Here is a 14,552-nt window from a genome sequence, read left to right on the forward strand (position 1 = left end):
GGGGTATAGCGCAGTCCGGTAGCGCGCCTGCTTTGGGAGCAGGATGTCAGGAGTTCGAATCCCCTTACCCCGACCATATTAAAAATCCTCGTATCGAAAGATACGGGGATTTTTTTTGGCTGTTGAAAAATCTCCGTCGCCTTCAGTCATCGTACAACTTGCCGATAACGAGTTGACGGGGGACTGCCGCAGTAACGCCCCTTTACTCAAGCCACGACAAGAAAAAGGGCGCTCGTTATGTTGCTTCGTCAGTTGAATATCGCTCCTCGCGCAGCGTTGGGATTTGCCCTTATTGCAGTGCTGGTCGCCTTGCTCGGCGTGTTTGCACTGGGACAGATGTCGAGTATTCGCGACAGTGAGGTCGCGGTAGAGAACCAATGGCTGCCGAGCATTCGTGGCGGCGACGAGATCCGCGAGATCATGTTGCGCATCCGTACCATTTCCCTGCGCATGGCCCTGGATCCGGATCTGAAGAACATTGCGCAGTACCGCAGCCAGATGGACACCCGCGACAAGGAGCTGAGCGACAAGATCGCCGCCTACGATAAGCTGGTCACCACCGCCGAAGGCAAAGGGTTGTATGAGCAGTTCAAAAAAGCCTTCCTGGCCTATCGTTCGGGCATCGCCCAGTCCTTCGTCCTGGCCGAGCAAGGTCGGCGTGACGAGCTGATCAAGCTGCTGCTGGTCGACATGAAAACCGTGGTCGACGGTTCCGGCAAGCAGCTCAATGACCTGGCAGAACTGTTCGCCAAACAGGTCGCCACTGAAAGCCAGAACTCCGCAGCGCATTACGAAACCTCGCGCCTGATTGTCAGCTTGTTCATCGGTCTGGCCGCTCTGGCCACCGTCGGACTCGCCATGTTGCTGACCCGCAGCATCGTGCGCCCTCTGACCGAAGCCCTGAATGCAGCCGAAAACGTGGCGCGGGGCGACCTGACCCGGCCCATCGAAACCCATGGCAACGACGAAGTCAGCCGTTTGCTCAAGGCGCTGGCGACCATGCAGCAGAACCTGCGGGAAACCCTGCAAGGCATCAGCAGTTCGGCCACGCAATTGACCACGGCGGCGGATGAGTTGAACGCGGTGACCCTCGACAGCACTCAGGGACTGCAACAGCAGAACAACGAGATCGAACAGGCGGCGACCGCAGTCAACGAAATGACCACCGCCGTGGAAGACGTCGCGCGCAATGCGGTGTCGACTTCCGATGCGACTCGCCAGTCCAGTGAGTCGGCGCATCTGGGCCAGGAGCGGGTCAGCGAAACCGCCAGTGCCATCAGCGCCTTGGCCAGCGATGTGCAGCACACCGGTGAACTGGTGCAGTCGCTGGCCAACCAATCACAGGACATCGGCAAGGTGCTGGATGTGATTCGCGCCATTGCCGAGCAAACCAACCTGTTGGCGCTAAATGCCGCGATCGAAGCCGCACGTGCGGGGGAGAGCGGGCGAGGTTTTGCGGTGGTGGCCGATGAAGTGCGCGCGCTGGCGCATCGCACACAGCAATCGACTCAGGAAATCGAGCAGATGGTGCAGGGCATGCGCAACGGGTCGAGCCTGGCACTCGAGTCCATGCAGGCCAGCGCCTCCCGTGCCGCCAGTACGCGGGTACTGGCCGAGCGGGCAGGCGAAGCCCTGCAAACCATCACAGCGTCGGTGCATGAAATTCACGAGCGCAATCTGGTGATCGCCAGTGCCGCCGAAGAACAGGCGCAAGTGGCGCGGGAAGTGGATCGCAATCTGGTGAACATCCGTGATTTGTCGATGCGTTCTGCGGCGGGTGCGGATCAGACCAGCGCTTCCAGCCATGAACTGTCGCAGCTGGCCAACGCGTTGCAGGGCATGGTACGGCGCTTTCAAGTGTAAATTTGAGCGATAAAAAAATGTGGGAGCGAGCTTGCTCGCGATAGCGGACTGCCAGTTAACACAAGTGTTGACTGACCTACCGTCATCGCGAGCAAGCTCGCTCCCACCTTATTGGCTTTATCAGTGCAGTTTCAGACGCGGTTCAGTCCCACGGCCAATCTTGCTGCCCAGCATCAGCATTGCCGTGCGGAACGGACCGTACAGCGCCACCTGGTGCATGCGGTATAGCGACACGTAGAACATCCGTGCCAGCCAGCCTTCGAGCATGACGGTGCCGGTCAGGTTGCCCATCAGGTTACCCACAGCCGAAAAGCGCGACAGCGAGATCAGCGAGCCGTAGTCGGTGTACTTGTACTCCGGTAGCGGCTTGCCTTCGATCCGCAGCTTCAGCGACTTGGCCAGCAACGACGCTTGCTGGTGCGCAGCCTGTGCCCGTGGCGGAACGTTGCGGTCTGTGCCCGGTTGCGGGCAGGCCGCACAGTCGCCGAAGGCGAAGATGTTTTCGTCGCGGGTGGTTTGCAGGGTCGGCAGTACTTGCAGCTGGTTGATCCGGTTGGTTTCCAGGCCGTCGATATCCTTGAGGAAACCCGGCGCGCGAATCCCGGCGGCCCAGACTTTCAGGCTGGCCTTGATCTCCTGGCCACTGCTGGTGATCAGCGTATCGGCAGTCACCTCGCTGACCGCCGCGTTGGTCAGTACGGTGACGCCGAGTTTCTCCAGGGTTTTATGCACCGGGCCGCCAATCCGTTCCGGCAGCGCTGGCAGTACTCGAGGGCCGGCTTCGATCAGGGTGATGTACATGTTTTCCGGAAGAATGCGGTCCAGACCGTAGGCCGCCAGTTCATGGGCCGCGTTGTGCAGTTCGGCCGCCAGCTCGACACCGGTAGCACCGGCACCGACGATGGCCACGCTGATTTGCTGGACTGTATCGGATTGACCGGCATGGGCGCGCAGGTAGTGGTTGAGCAATTGCTGATGGAAGCGTTCGGCCTGTTTTCGGGTGTCCAGGAACAGGCAGTGTTGCGCTGCGCCTTGAGTACCGAAATCGTTGGTGGTGCTGCCGACCGAGATCACCAGCGAGTCGTAACCCACCTCGCGGGCCGGCACCAGTTCCAGGCCGTTTTCGTCGTAGGTAGCGGCCAGCTGGATTTTCTTCTGTGCCCGATCGAGCCCGCTCATGCGCCCTAGCTGGAACTCGAAGTGGTTCCATTTTGCCTGGGCGACATAGTTGAGTTCGTCTTCGGAAGAGTTCAGGGAGCCGGCGGCCACTTCATGCAGCAGCGGTTTCCAGATGTGGGTCAGGTTCGCGTCGACCAGCATTACACTGGCCGTACCACGCTTGCCCAGAGTCTTACCCAGACGGGTAGCCAACTCCAGACCGCCGGCGCCGCCGCCAACGATGACAATACGATGAGTCATGGGGATATCTCGCAAGGCTAAAAGAAATCGGTGCAGTTACCCGAGCGAGCGCGAGGCAGCTCATAGCGTCAGGTAACTCACAAGTCGGCTCAACAGGCCCAGGCCAATAGTCACTGCCAGTACCACCACCAGGAGCATCCACGGCCGGAATGGCCGGCGCTCGACTCGGTTCTGGGGCAGTTGCAGGTACTCTTCGACGTGCTGCTGGTCGTCGGGTTTCAGGCGGCTGGTCATATCGGGCCTCGTCAGGTAGACGTTGCTAAATGTGTTGACGCTACAACGCGGAGCCATGTTGCCAAGCTATCCGGCATTGAAGGGAGCATAGCCGCTCGCAGTCAGGGGTTCGACGCGCACGCTGTCGTCCAGGCGAATGATTGCGCTTTGTAACACTCGGGCAGTGATTGCGCCATGCCCTCGCTCGGCGATCAGCTCCTGCTGCGGGCTCACAGGCTGATACCGACGTCGAAAACGATGCTGCGTCCCAGGTTGTTGCGCAGGAAGTCGGGGGCATCCGGGTGGGCAAACAGCACGCGGGCAAAGGTCGGACCGACCAGCGACAGTGAACGCCAGCCCTGGCGCAGGTATTCGGTCGGCGGCGGGAAGTGGCTGTTGAGGTCGAGCACTTCACGTTTGAGGCTGGCGAAGGCGATGATGTCCAGCTCGCCCAGCTCCATGCCGCGTTCTTTGTAGTTATGGGCTTTTTTACGCAGGGTCGGCGCCAGTCGCAGCAGGAACTCGTTGGCAGGAATGCGCCGGGGTTTGGCTTCGCGGCGCACCAGCTGGCTCAGGGAAAACGCACTGCGTCGGCGTTGCAGTTCGTCGCGCCATTCGTCGTTCAGTCGTCGTCCTTCATCGAGCACGAAGAAAACCTCGAAACTGGCGTCACGAAACAGCACGTCCGGCGGCTCTCCGGCGGGAGCGAATTCGTCGGCACGATAGGGGATATTCAAGCCTTGCAGCAGGCGCTGGCAGACCCAACGCTCACGCTCCCATTTGCGGGCATTGGACAGAAACGCGTTGGCTTGTTCGGCCGCGATGGTGAGCAGGCGCAAATAATCTGAGTCATCCATATGCCAAGCTTAGCGTCCAAATGTGGTCCGAAGGAATAAAGTCTGTCGGGCACTTGCTGCCTGGCTTCGCCGCGTTTTTGAAAAGCCGGGTACCAGGCACGACCCGCTCGAGCAGTGTCGTGAAGGAGGTGCCTGAAAACAGAGGGTGAACAAGTTTTTCACAATGTATGGACCTCTTGGAGACTTTTAAATGCTTAGCCTTCGGTTCATGAGTGGCCGGAAAGCATTATGAGCAGCCCAATCAAGCTTAAGCTTTTTGAAAAAAACGTCCTGGAACATGCGCAACAATACTTGTTGGCGTATCAGGCCGGGCTTGCTCGCAGGTTGTCGCACTGGCGGGATGAACAACTGGCTCGCAAGGCATTGGCGCTGGCTGGCGAACCCGGACTCGTTCTTGATCTTCCTTGTGGCACCGGAAGATTTTGGTCATTGCTTGCGCAGAAACAGAACAGGATCATCATTGGAGCGGACAACTCGGGTGAAATGATTCAGGCCGCTTACGCCTCTCAACCTGCGCACATTGCAAAGCGCGTGCGGACGTTACAAGCATCCGCAGTTGATATCGATTTGCCCGACAATTCGGTCGATTGTATTTTCAGCATGCGTTTATTACACCACGTCGGTGAACCGCAACATCGATTGGGCATGCTTACCGAGTTTTATCGAGTTACCCGGGATGCGGTAATTATTTCCTTGTGGGTAGACGGTAACTTCAAATCCTGGCGGCGCAAGCACCATGAGCAGCGGCGGCGCGCCAGAGGAGATGGACTGGAACATCAGAACCGACTCGTTATTCCTAAGGCGGTAGCGGAGGCTGAGTTCATAAAGGCGGGGTTTCGAATTCAGGAACGACTGGATTTCATCCCGCTGTACTCCATGTGGCGAGTCTATGTCTTGCGCAAGATCTAAGGCTTCTACAGCGGGTGTTAAAGTGATCGGTGGTCAAGTGCAGGGCGACACTGAACATAGCCAGGCATATGCGCCGTGTAGGGTGGCGATCTGGACGGATACCCAATAACGCACGATGAGCATGGCTAATCGTGCTAATGGTTTAGCCAGTACATATAACGCCGTTTCTATCGATGTCGATCACTCAAGCTGACAGTGCTTTTCCTATCAGATCAATCCGGCAACCCGGTTGTGCATCATGAACTTTGAGCGACATGTCATGTAATCGCGCAATTGCCGAAACCATACTTAAACCCAGTCCATTTCCTACCGTGTGGCGGCTGGACTCTGAGCGATAAAGGCGTCGGAACACGGCCTCTCGCTCGGCCTCTGGTATGCCCGGACCATTGTCGCTAACGCTTAGCCCGCTACGGGTCTCATCGGCAATAATATTGACGCGAACATGACCGTCAGGCGCAGAGAACTTGATGGCGTTATCGAGTAAGTTGCAGGCCGCATCGAATAATAGCTGAGGGTCACCCGACAGGTTGGCGGGCACTGAGCTGGGAATGAATTCCAGGGTCATGCCACGCTCTTCAGCCAGAGGCTCGAAAAGCTCTGTGGCATCGGCGCCAATCCTGTTGAGATCGACCTGGGTAAAGTTGCTACGACGGGCACTGCCTTCGATTTCCGATATACGCAGCAGGGCGCGGAAGGTTTGCATCAAGCCCTTCGCTTCCTCAATGGCGGAATCGATGGCGCTGGCATATTCCTCTTGGCTCAGGTTGCGTCGTTGTGCACGCTCCAGTCCAGCGATCAGGCGGGTAAGCGGTGTGCGTAAATCATGGGCTATATCATCGCAGACACCTTTTACTTCACTCATCAATCGTTCAAGCGCATCAAGCATGCCGTTCACCACACTGGCGATACGATCGATGTCGTCGCGGTTGCCACGCGTGGGAAGACGTCGGCTTAGATCGCCTTCGACAATTTTCTTTATGGACCGACTGAGCGCATCCAGGCGTCGCCGGGCGGAATAACCCAGCGCAATGGCACCGAGCAGGCCTACTACCAATAACAGTGCTCCCCCGGAGATCAGGGCCTTGATCAATAGTTCGTCGAACTCACGGATGTCGTGGATGTCCTGGCCTATCAGCAAGGTTGTGCCATCTTCCAGGTGATGAGCAATAAAGCGCACAGGCCGGTCGTGGCCTTTGACTTTATCCCAGACAAATTCAGTGGGTTTGTCATAGTCGCGCAATCGAGGTAAGGACTGTAACGCTCCAGCGATGGGCTTGCCTTGGGTATTGAACAATGTGTAGGGGAGTCGCCCGTCCGGATCCTGCTCGGTATGTTTGAGGATTTCCTGCTGGCGCAAGACGGGCGTCTGTTGGCTGCGGTTATCCATCTCGTGATACAGGGCGGTGTCCACTTCGGATATGAGATACCCAGTGGTTTGCCAGTAAATATAACCAAACAAGGCCAAAAACGAGAACCCGAACAGCGCCAGAAACATCAGTGCGGTGCGGAAGCTGATGGTGCGTGGAATTTCACTCAGGTGAACGGAGAACATAGCCGGCCCCGCGAATGGTTTGGAGCATGGGTGCTTCGCCATCGCTATCAATCTTGCGGCGCAGGCGACCAATATGGACTTCGATGACGTTGGTACGTTCGTCGTAGCTGTAGTTCCACACCGCCTCGAACAACATAGTGCGGGTCACAACTTGTCCTGCGTGCTGCGCCAGGTATTCAAGCAAGGCGTATTCACGGGGCAGCAAATCAATTTGCCGTTCCCCACGCCGTACTGAGCGGCGCAGCAGGTCAAGGTCAAGATTGCCAACGCGCAGACGGTTCTCGCGGTCCTGACCCGGTTGCAGGACGCGTCGTCGGCTCAGTGCATCCAGACGGGCGGTCAACTCGATGAACTCGAAGGGTTTGGTCAGATAGTCGTCACCCCCTGCGCGAAGGCCTTTGACCCGATCATCCAGTGCGCTTAAGGCGCTCAGAATCAGTACTGGCGTGGAAATGCCCGAGGCGCGTAAAGCGGTGAGCATGCCCAAGCCATCCAGAGCGCCAGGTAGCATGCGGTCCAGGATGATAATGTCGAATGTATCGCTGATTGCTTGCAGCAAACCGTCTCGGCCATTGTCGACCAGTGTCACGTCGAAGCCGTGATCCTGGAGGGCTGCTTCTATCTCGCGAGAGGTGACGGGGTCATCCTCAACAACCAATACATGGGTCATAAGCGTTAAGCGCAACTCTGTAGTTGATGTTTGCAGGTCGTGGCACTGGCTCTTGACCGGGTTGATGGCATAGTGTGCCAAATCGACATAGACGCAAAGGTCGCGGCAACATGAAAGAAAGTTTAGCTGCGCAGGCGCGGAGGTCTGCATGCGCATCCTGGTGATTGAAGACGATGCTCGTGCGGCAAGCTATCTGGTACGCGGATTGAGTGAGAGCGGGCATATCGTTGATGCGGCCGAAGATGGCCCAACCGGTTTGGCCTTGGCGCTGGAAGGTATCTACGATGCGTTGATTATCGATAGACGTCTGCCGGGTATGGACGGCTTGGCGGTGGTCCGGGAGTTGCGCCGCCAACACATTGCCATGCCGGTGCTGATGCTCAGTGCGCTGGCCTCGACTCAACAGCGAGTCGAAGGCTTGCAGGCTGGCTGCGACGATTATCTGGCTAAACCTTATGCTTTTGTCGAAGTCCTGGCTCGGCTGGATGCCTTGCTGCGTACTCGCGATCAGCAACCAGGGCCTGCGCGCAGTCTGAGGGTCGGTGACCTGTACCTCGACTGTGCTGTGCGCCAGGCAACGCGTCAGGGACGAACCATTGCTCTAGCCTATCGTGAAACCTTGATCCTGGAAAAACTCATGCGTCACAGCGGTGAAGTCGTGTCCCGCATGATGTTGCTTGAGAGCGCCTGGGACTATGAGTTTGATCCCAATGACAACGTCATCGATAAACATATCTATCGCTTGCGTCGCAAGCTGGACGAAGGGTTTGATCACTCTCTGATCATTACAATTGCAGGCGTGGGTTACCGGCTCGACGCAGGTGACGATGCATCCGGCAACGAAGCGGTTGATTAACACGCGGGTTATTCAGGATTGGAATGCCACTGGGTAGCCCAGTGGCATGATGCTCTAGAAGCTACGGTATTCCACGGTCAGGTGAGTCACCTCATGAACCGCTGCCAGTCGCTCTCGAATAATGTCTGCGTTGATAGCCGGGCTTGCCAGGACGCTTACAATCGCGGCCCGAGCCTGCGGGCCCACACGCCATACATGCAGATCGGTAATTTTGGCATCATCAGAGCCATCAAGGATGTCGCGAATTTCCTGAGCGACGTGATCATCTGTTTTATCGAGCAGGACCCCTGCGGTATCGCGCATCAGCGTCCAGGCCCAACGCGCAATCACCAGCGCACCGACAATGCCCATTGCTGGATCAAGCCAGACCCAGCCCAGGTATCGACCGGCCAACAAGGCCGCTATGGCAAGGATAGACGTCAGCGCATCAGCAAGAACATGGACGTAGGCAGACCGCAGGTTGTTGTCCTGGCCATGGGTGCCGTGGCTATGGTCGTGTGCATGATCATGGTGGTGGTCATGGCTACCGGACAGGAGAAGAGCGCTGACGATATTGACGATGAGCCCGACAATGGCAATAAGCGTCGCCGTACCGAATTGGACGTTGGCAGGTTCGAATAAACGCAGCACTGATTCGACACCAATCCCGACGGATACCAGGCCTAGTACAAGCGCTGAGGCAAATCCCCCCAAGTCACCTACTTTTCCCGTACCGAAGCTATAGGTAGAACTTGAAGCATGCCGCTTGGCATAACCATAAGCCGCCGCTGCAATACCCAGAGCACCGGCATGCGTGGCCATATGAAAGCCGTCCGCAAGCAACGCCATCGACCCGGTCAGATAGCCCGCGGTAATTTCCCCAATCATCATGACGACCGTCAGCGCGACGACCCAGAGGGTGCGCTTGGCGTTCTCATCATGTGACGCACCGAGAAATACATGGTCATGGGTGTAACTCGTCTGTGGATCAACCATCTCAACACCCCCTATTTTGAATACCGGCGTATGGCTTCAAGTAATTCCTCGACGCCTTTTGCCCTTTCTTCATCGCTTAACTGCGGGTTTGCAACGTGCTCATGGGCATGAGCCTCAATGATTTCGTCCATCAGCCCATTGATGGCACCCCGTGTTGCAGCCACCAGATGCAGGGTTTTCGCGCAGTCATCGTCAGAGTCCAGTGCGCGTTCGACTGCCTGGATCTGCCCGGCGATTCGCTTGACGCGCTTGAGAAGCTCGTCTTTGCCGGCCATTACATGAGACATACCATACCCCCCCTACCTATATATGGCGGCGATGGTCACAGAAAGGCGGGGGCAGCACAACTCCTTTCGTCCTCTCAAAAACGTTGCGGTAGTGGCGCGATAGCTGGGGAGCAGGCCTACTGTTAGTCAGTGTTCAACGGATCGTCTTGCCGCCGACATTGAGCCACGTCGAAACGTTTAAGCTGTGGTATGGGTAAATGTCGTGCAGGGTTTCAAGTGATAGTGAAAGGAATCAGGCTAATCACCTGGGGGAAAAGAGATGGGCGAACTTGCAAGTAGCTCGACCCGAGCCATTCCGCGCACGATCTGGGCGTTGGGATTCGTCAGCCTGTTCATGGATCTGTCGTCGGAGTTGGTGCATAGCCTCTTACCCGTATTTTTGGTGGGTACGCTGGGCATCAGTGTGATGACTATTGGACTCATCGAAGGGGTGGCGGAGGCTACAGCACTGGTCGTTAAAGTCTTTTCTGGAGCAATCAGCGACTTCATCGGCCGCAGGAAAGAATTGTTGCTCTTGGGTTACGGTCTTGCGGCGCTTACAAAACCGCTATTTCCGCTGGCCGCCTCTGCGGAACTGGTCTTCACCGCCCGAATCCTCGACCGGATTGGTAAAGGCATCCGCGGTGCGCCGCGTGATGCGTTAGTCGCAGATGTGGCCCCACCTGCCATTCGAGGTGCGTGCTTTGGGTTACGTCAGTCGATGGATACCGTGGGCGCTTTTTTAGGCCCCATTCTGGCCATTTTTCTGATGGCCTGGTTTGCCGACGATATTTCCCTGGTGTTGTGGTTTGCAGTGATTCCCGCAGTACTGGCAGTCATGCTGCTTTTTTTCGGGATTGATGAGCCGGAGCATGAAGCCGTACCGCGGCATTTCCGCTCGCCCATACAAATGAGGTCATTGAGGCAGTTCCCAAAAAACTATTGGTGGGTTGTGGGCATAGGTGCGGCATTCACCCTTGCGCGTTTCAGTGAAGCTTTCCTGATCTTGCGTGCCCAGCAATTAGGGTTCTCTGCTACCTGGGTTCCTCTGGTCATGGTGGTGATGGCGGGGTTTTATATGCTGTCGGCCTATCCGGTTGGAAAATGGTCAGACAGTATCAGCCGCACGGCGTTACTCAGCGTCGGTCTGGTGCTGCTGATTCTTGCAGATGTGGTGTTGGCTTATGCCGGGTCCGTCAGCATGGTTCTACTCGGTGTCGCCTTATGGGGGCTGCACATGGGCTTCAGTCAAGGCATTCTGGCGACGCTGGTAGCGGACACGACACCTCCCAATCTTAAAGGCACAGCCTTTGGACTGTTCAATCTGGTCAGCGGGATTGCTTTGCTGTTGGCCAGCGTCATCGCCGGCGGACTCTGGCAGGTATACGGCGCCGCGGTAGCTTTCTACGCGGCGGCGGCATTTTCAGCAGCAGCGCTGATTCTACTGCTTATCCAACAACGCAGTGACGGGGCCAGGAGTCAAAGATAGCCAGCCTGGTTTTCGGTGGCTAGCTGGTGTTTGCGGTAATCGCCAGGACTCTCGGAGTACCCCGCAGTCCCGGCCTGAGGCGATATTTCACCGCCTCTTCCTCGCCGAATCCCACTGCCACAAGGCGAGTCAGCGATTCGGTTAAAGCATCGTTTGCGCAGTTGCCCGTCTGTATCCCATGACACCCCAAGCGCATGGCGATTAACGCGGCTGCCCAGTCGACTTGACCGGTAAAGCACTGTCAGTTTGAGCGTTCGACATCGCTGGAGGCGGCTTTCTGAGTGCTCGCTACAGCCTTGGCATGTTCAGACGTCTGGTAGTGCGCCATCGAGGCATCTCGCGCAGCATCCATCCGGGCCATTACCCGGTCGCTGCCACCTGCGGCCATCGCAGCCACAGACGCGCCCATCAGGGTAACGATCAACAACGCTTTAAGGGTTTTCATGGGGGATCTCCAATACTCGGGTTCTGCCAGCAAGAATGTTTGTTGGCTTAAGCTTTAGGCTTGAGCTCATCCTAGTGGCGCCCGTATTTCAGCCCGTTCCCCGCCACATGAATTTTTTGACAGGTTCGCCAAGCCTGACTTTTGCGGCTGTTCCCCCAGGTCAAAGAGCAAACGGCGGTTAAAGCCGCAGGCCGCGTTGTACGTATAGGTGCACTCAAGTATGGAGAGATCGTAAAGTGGGGTGTCTGTCAGGTCCTCATCTTTCATCAAGGAGTATCGGGTGCAGTTTTTGTCAGTTCAGCAGGGCAGCTACGCCGGCGCCGCGCTATTGCGTGATGCTTTGCCGCGAGCCCGGCCATGATCAGCGCCGGGCTACTTTCGCCGCAAACCCTTACTGTCGGCTGGTTGTTGTACGTGCCGATGCTGGTCTGGGCGATTCTGCGCTCGCCGTGGGTCGAGCTGTTCACTGATAGCCGCCGTCAGCATTTGCTGTTTGGTACGGTGTTCGCGCTGTTCATTTTGTGGCTGGTGCGACGGGACTTCGATACTGGCGTGTCTTACCACTTTATCGGCATGACCGCGGTGACCTTGTTGCTGGACTGGCCATTGGCAATCGTCGGTGGCTTGATCGCGCAACTCGGGCTGGTCGCGTTGGGCCGTCAGGATCTGGCGGCGGTTGGGGTCAACGGCACTTTGTTGATCCTGCTGCCGGTGCTGGTCACCGAATGCTGTGCGATCCTGGTGGAGCGAGCGCAGCCGCGTAGTCCCTTTGTGTATATCTTTTGCTCCGGCTTTTTTGCGGCGGCACTCTCGGCGTTGTTGTGTCTGTTGCTGGCGCTCGGCTTGCTGTGGTTCGACGAGCGCTTCGCCATGCCCGAATGGCTGGAGGATTTTGTCGGCTATCTGTGGCTGATCATTTTCCCCGAGGCCTTTATCAACGGCATGGTGGTGAGTGCCCTGGTGGTGTTCTGCCCTGAGTGGCTGGAGACTTTCAATCGCACGCGCTACCTGTCGGCACCGTGGAAAGACGACGGGCCACGGGAGTAAGAACCTTGATCCGGATCAAGGACTCAAATCATGGCGCCCGGCATGCTCTGGAAAATCTTCAGGAGCACGGTCATGAGTGTCTACGAATGGGCAAGGCAGGAACTGCGCAGGAGTCTGGATACGGCGCAAGAAGTGGGTTTTGATCCGGGGTTGAGTCTGCGCGCCTTGCTCAGTGCTGTGGTGCAGCAGAGCAAGGGCATACGCAGCGTCGAGGATCTGGCGGATGAGTTGCAGTTTCTGGCCGAGAACCTCGACGAGGGGCAGGATTATGGTTTTATGCGGCCGTGATTTTCTAATTAGTGCGTACGAGGATCGAAGTCCTCGGAGAACATCTCGTCTTCGGCATCCGGGCTGACCGGGATCTTGTGTTCTTCGGCGGCCCAGGCACCCAGGTCGATCAGTTTGCAGCGGTCCGAGCAGAACGGCCGGTTGAGATTGGTTGCGCTCCATTCCACAGGGGCACCGCAGGTTGGGCATTCGACGGTCAGGGTTTGGCTCATGACTGGCCTCCACGCAAAGTAAGATAAAAGTGATGCAGGCGTTCGACCTCGCTGTGCAGCCAGTTTAGATCGCGGTCATTGACCAGTACATCGTCGGCATGGCGCAAGCGTTCTTCACGGCTGGCCTGGACTTTGAGAATCGCCTGGACCTGTTGCTCGCTGGTCTGGTCGCGCAGCAGGGTTCGCTCGATTTGCAGTTGCTCTGGCGCATCGATCACCAGGACACGTTGAGCCAGCGCGTACTGTCCGGATTCGACCAATAGCGGCGACACCAGAATCGCGTAAGGCGACTGGGCCTTGGCCAAATGACTGGCGATTTCCTGACCGATCAGTGGGTGCAACAGGGATTCGAGCCAGCGCCGCTCTTCAGGAACTTCGAAAATCAGCCTGCGCAACGCCGCACGATCCAGTTGACCATCCGCTTGCAGCACGCCCGCACCGAAGTGCTCGGCGATTTTCGCCAGTGCCGGACGCCCCGGCTCGACAACCCAACGAGCGGCATGATCGGCATCGACCAGATGCACACCGAGGTCAATGAAGTGCTGAGCCGCGGCACTTTTGCCGCTGCCGATCCCGCCGGTCAGGCCAAGAATCCAGGGTTTGATAACAGAGGTAGTCATTTGAAACCGACAGACTGCAAGTAGGAGTCGGTTATTTGACCACCCCAGAGCAACGCAATCCAGCCGGCAATTGCCAGATAAGGGCCGAAAGGAATTGGCGTCGAAGTTTGCGCGTTACGCACGCGCAGCAAAATCAGGCCCAGAACGGCGCCGACCAAGGATGACAGCAGAATCGTCAGCGGCAGAATTTGCCAGCCGCCCCAGGCACCGAGCATCGCCAGGAGCTTGAAGTCACCAAAACCCATACCGTCCTTGCCAGTGAGCAGCTTGAACAGCCAATACACCGACCACAGGCTCATGTAGCCGGCCACCGCGCCCCACAAAGCGTCGTGCAAGGACACGAACAGGCCGAAGCTGTTGACGATCAAGCCCAGCCAAAGTATCGGTAGAACCAAGGCATCTGGCAGCAGTTGATGGTCGGCATCGATCAAGCTCATCGCCAGCAAGCCCCAGCTCAAGATCAATACCAGCCCCGCCTGCCAGCCAAAACCGAAATGCCAGGCGACGAAGGCAGAAAGCAGTCCGCAGGCCAGTTCGGTGACCGGGTAGCGTTTGCTGATAGGGGCTTTGCACTTCGCACAGCGGCCTCTCAATAGCAGATAGCTGAGGACGGGGATGTTTTCCCAGACCCGAATCGGCTGAGCGCAGTGCGGGCATTGAGAGTGGGGCAGCAGCAGGTTGTAGGTCGGGCCTGGCACCTCTGGCGGTAAGCCCAACACATCATGGGCTTGCTCCCTCCATTCGCGTTCGAGCATTTTTGGCAGGCGCCAGACCAGCACGTTGAGGAAGCTGCCGATAATCAGTCCCAGGACCAGCACTGATACAACAAAGGCCAGCGGATGTTTGGCCAAAAAATCGTTCAAGGGCATAT

At 57.3% G+C, this 14,552-nt stretch carries 17 protein-coding genes and 2 pseudogenes; 7 read left to right on the top strand and 12 right to left on the bottom strand.

All coding sequences use genetic code 11. The annotated features are described in order from the left end of the window. Positions 1 to 237: 237 nt before the first annotated feature. Positions 238 to 1,008: pseudogene (locus tag AC07W5_RS28810) on the top strand (MCP four helix bundle domain-containing protein); the annotation flags it as partial. After that, complete coding sequence (locus AC07W5_RS28815) at positions 1,000 to 1,863, top strand: methyl-accepting chemotaxis protein (protein ID WP_495024827.1); 864 nt, start codon at positions 1,000 to 1,002, stop codon at positions 1,861 to 1,863. The pseudogene AC07W5_RS28810 and the gene AC07W5_RS28815, both read left to right, overlap by 9 nt. 120 nt (positions 1,864 to 1,983) lie before the next feature. Here the strand turns inward: AC07W5_RS28815 and AC07W5_RS28820 are convergent, their stop codons facing one another. From AC07W5_RS28820 to AC07W5_RS28835, 4 genes and pseudogenes are all read right to left on the bottom strand, one after another. After that, positions 1,984 to 3,282, bottom strand: a complete 1,299-nt coding sequence (locus AC07W5_RS28820) for an NAD(P)/FAD-dependent oxidoreductase (RefSeq protein ID WP_494995643.1) — start codon at positions 3,280 to 3,282, stop codon at positions 1,984 to 1,986. A gap of 60 nt (positions 3,283 to 3,342) precedes the next feature. Continuing rightward, positions 3,343 to 3,516: a DUF3094 family protein gene (locus tag AC07W5_RS28825; protein WP_494995644.1), complete on the bottom strand. Its 174-nt coding sequence runs from the start codon at positions 3,514 to 3,516 to the stop codon at positions 3,343 to 3,345. Between the two features lie 66 nt (positions 3,517 to 3,582). After that, positions 3,583 to 3,705 (bottom strand): annotated as a pseudogene (locus AC07W5_RS28830) (MOSC domain-containing protein); the annotation flags it as partial. 20 nt (positions 3,706 to 3,725) lie between these two features. Beyond that, positions 3,726 to 4,352, bottom strand: coding sequence for a DUF1780 domain-containing protein (locus AC07W5_RS28835; protein WP_494995645.1), 627 nt, complete (start codon positions 4,350 to 4,352; stop codon positions 3,726 to 3,728). Between the two features lie 228 nt (positions 4,353 to 4,580). Here AC07W5_RS28835 and AC07W5_RS28840 point away from each other — a divergent pair, with 228 nt between their 5' ends. Continuing rightward, complete coding sequence (locus tag AC07W5_RS28840; protein WP_494995646.1) at positions 4,581 to 5,261, top strand: class I SAM-dependent methyltransferase; 681 nt, start codon at positions 4,581 to 4,583, stop codon at positions 5,259 to 5,261. 184 nt (positions 5,262 to 5,445) lie between these two features. On the opposite strand, the gene AC07W5_RS28845 is transcribed toward AC07W5_RS28840, so the two are convergent. Both AC07W5_RS28845 and AC07W5_RS28850 read right to left on the bottom strand, forming a co-directional pair. Further along, complete coding sequence (locus tag AC07W5_RS28845; RefSeq protein WP_494995647.1) at positions 5,446 to 6,813, bottom strand: sensor histidine kinase; 1,368 nt, start codon at positions 6,811 to 6,813, stop codon at positions 5,446 to 5,448. After that, positions 6,791 to 7,483, bottom strand: coding sequence for a response regulator transcription factor (locus tag AC07W5_RS28850; protein WP_494995693.1), 693 nt, complete (start codon positions 7,481 to 7,483; stop codon positions 6,791 to 6,793). Before AC07W5_RS28850 ends, AC07W5_RS28845 begins: the two co-directional genes overlap by 23 nt. Before the next feature lie 148 nt (positions 7,484 to 7,631). Here AC07W5_RS28850 and AC07W5_RS28855 point away from each other — a divergent pair, with 148 nt between their 5' ends. Further along, the gene (locus tag AC07W5_RS28855) at positions 7,632 to 8,339 is read left to right on the top strand and encodes a response regulator transcription factor (protein ID WP_494995648.1); all 708 of its coding nucleotides are present in this window, start codon (positions 7,632 to 7,634) and stop codon (positions 8,337 to 8,339) included. Positions 8,340 to 8,393: 54 nt separating this feature from the next. Here AC07W5_RS28855 and dmeF read toward each other — a convergent pair whose 3' ends face one another. After that, a complete protein-coding gene (gene dmeF, locus AC07W5_RS28860) occupies positions 8,394 to 9,314 on the bottom strand; it encodes a CDF family Co(II)/Ni(II) efflux transporter DmeF (protein WP_495024817.1) in 921 nt (306 codons plus the stop codon). Positions 9,315 to 9,325: 11 nt separating this feature from the next. Beyond that, entirely contained in the window at positions 9,326 to 9,601 is a 276-nt protein-coding gene (locus AC07W5_RS28865; RefSeq protein ID WP_494995650.1) for a metal/formaldehyde-sensitive transcriptional repressor, read from the bottom strand. A gap of 259 nt (positions 9,602 to 9,860) precedes the next feature. On the opposite strand from AC07W5_RS28865, the gene AC07W5_RS28870 reads away from it, so the two are divergent. After that, positions 9,861 to 11,069: an MFS transporter gene (locus AC07W5_RS28870; protein ID WP_495024818.1), complete on the top strand. Its 1,209-nt coding sequence runs from the start codon at positions 9,861 to 9,863 to the stop codon at positions 11,067 to 11,069. 241 nt (positions 11,070 to 11,310) lie between these two features. Here AC07W5_RS28870 and AC07W5_RS28875 read toward each other — a convergent pair whose 3' ends face one another. Continuing rightward, on the bottom strand, positions 11,311 to 11,514 hold the full coding sequence (locus AC07W5_RS28875) for a co-regulatory protein PtrA N-terminal domain-containing protein (protein WP_494995652.1): 204 nt from the start codon (positions 11,512 to 11,514) through the stop codon (positions 11,311 to 11,313). A 357-nt stretch (positions 11,515 to 11,871) separates the two neighbouring features. Between AC07W5_RS28875 and AC07W5_RS28880 the strand changes: the two genes are divergently transcribed. Further along, complete coding sequence (locus tag AC07W5_RS28880; protein WP_495024819.1) at positions 11,872 to 12,561, top strand: energy-coupling factor ABC transporter permease; 690 nt, start codon at positions 11,872 to 11,874, stop codon at positions 12,559 to 12,561. Between the two features lie 72 nt (positions 12,562 to 12,633). Further along, positions 12,634 to 12,849 carry a hypothetical protein gene (locus tag AC07W5_RS28885; protein WP_494995654.1) on the top strand — a complete coding sequence of 72 codons (216 nt, stop codon included), beginning with the start codon at positions 12,634 to 12,636 and terminating at the stop codon, positions 12,847 to 12,849. 8 nt (positions 12,850 to 12,857) lie between these two features. Here AC07W5_RS28885 and yacG read toward each other — a convergent pair whose 3' ends face one another. The 3 genes from yacG to AC07W5_RS28900 are packed head-to-tail and all read right to left on the bottom strand — an operon-like array spanning position 12,858 to position 14,550. Then, positions 12,858 to 13,061, bottom strand: coding sequence for a DNA gyrase inhibitor YacG (gene yacG, locus AC07W5_RS28890; RefSeq protein ID WP_494995655.1), 204 nt, complete (start codon positions 13,059 to 13,061; stop codon positions 12,858 to 12,860). Next, on the bottom strand, positions 13,058 to 13,681 hold the full coding sequence (coaE, locus tag AC07W5_RS28895) for a dephospho-CoA kinase (protein ID WP_494995656.1): 624 nt from the start codon (positions 13,679 to 13,681) through the stop codon (positions 13,058 to 13,060). The genes yacG and coaE overlap by 4 nt, the downstream gene beginning before the upstream one ends. After that, positions 13,678 to 14,550: a prepilin peptidase gene (locus tag AC07W5_RS28900; RefSeq protein ID WP_495024820.1), complete on the bottom strand. Its 873-nt coding sequence runs from the start codon at positions 14,548 to 14,550 to the stop codon at positions 13,678 to 13,680. The genes coaE and AC07W5_RS28900 overlap by 4 nt, the downstream gene beginning before the upstream one ends. Positions 14,551 to 14,552 lie beyond the last annotated feature (2 nt).

The organism is Pseudomonas sp. GW821-FHT01E05 (genome assembly GCF_059422425.1).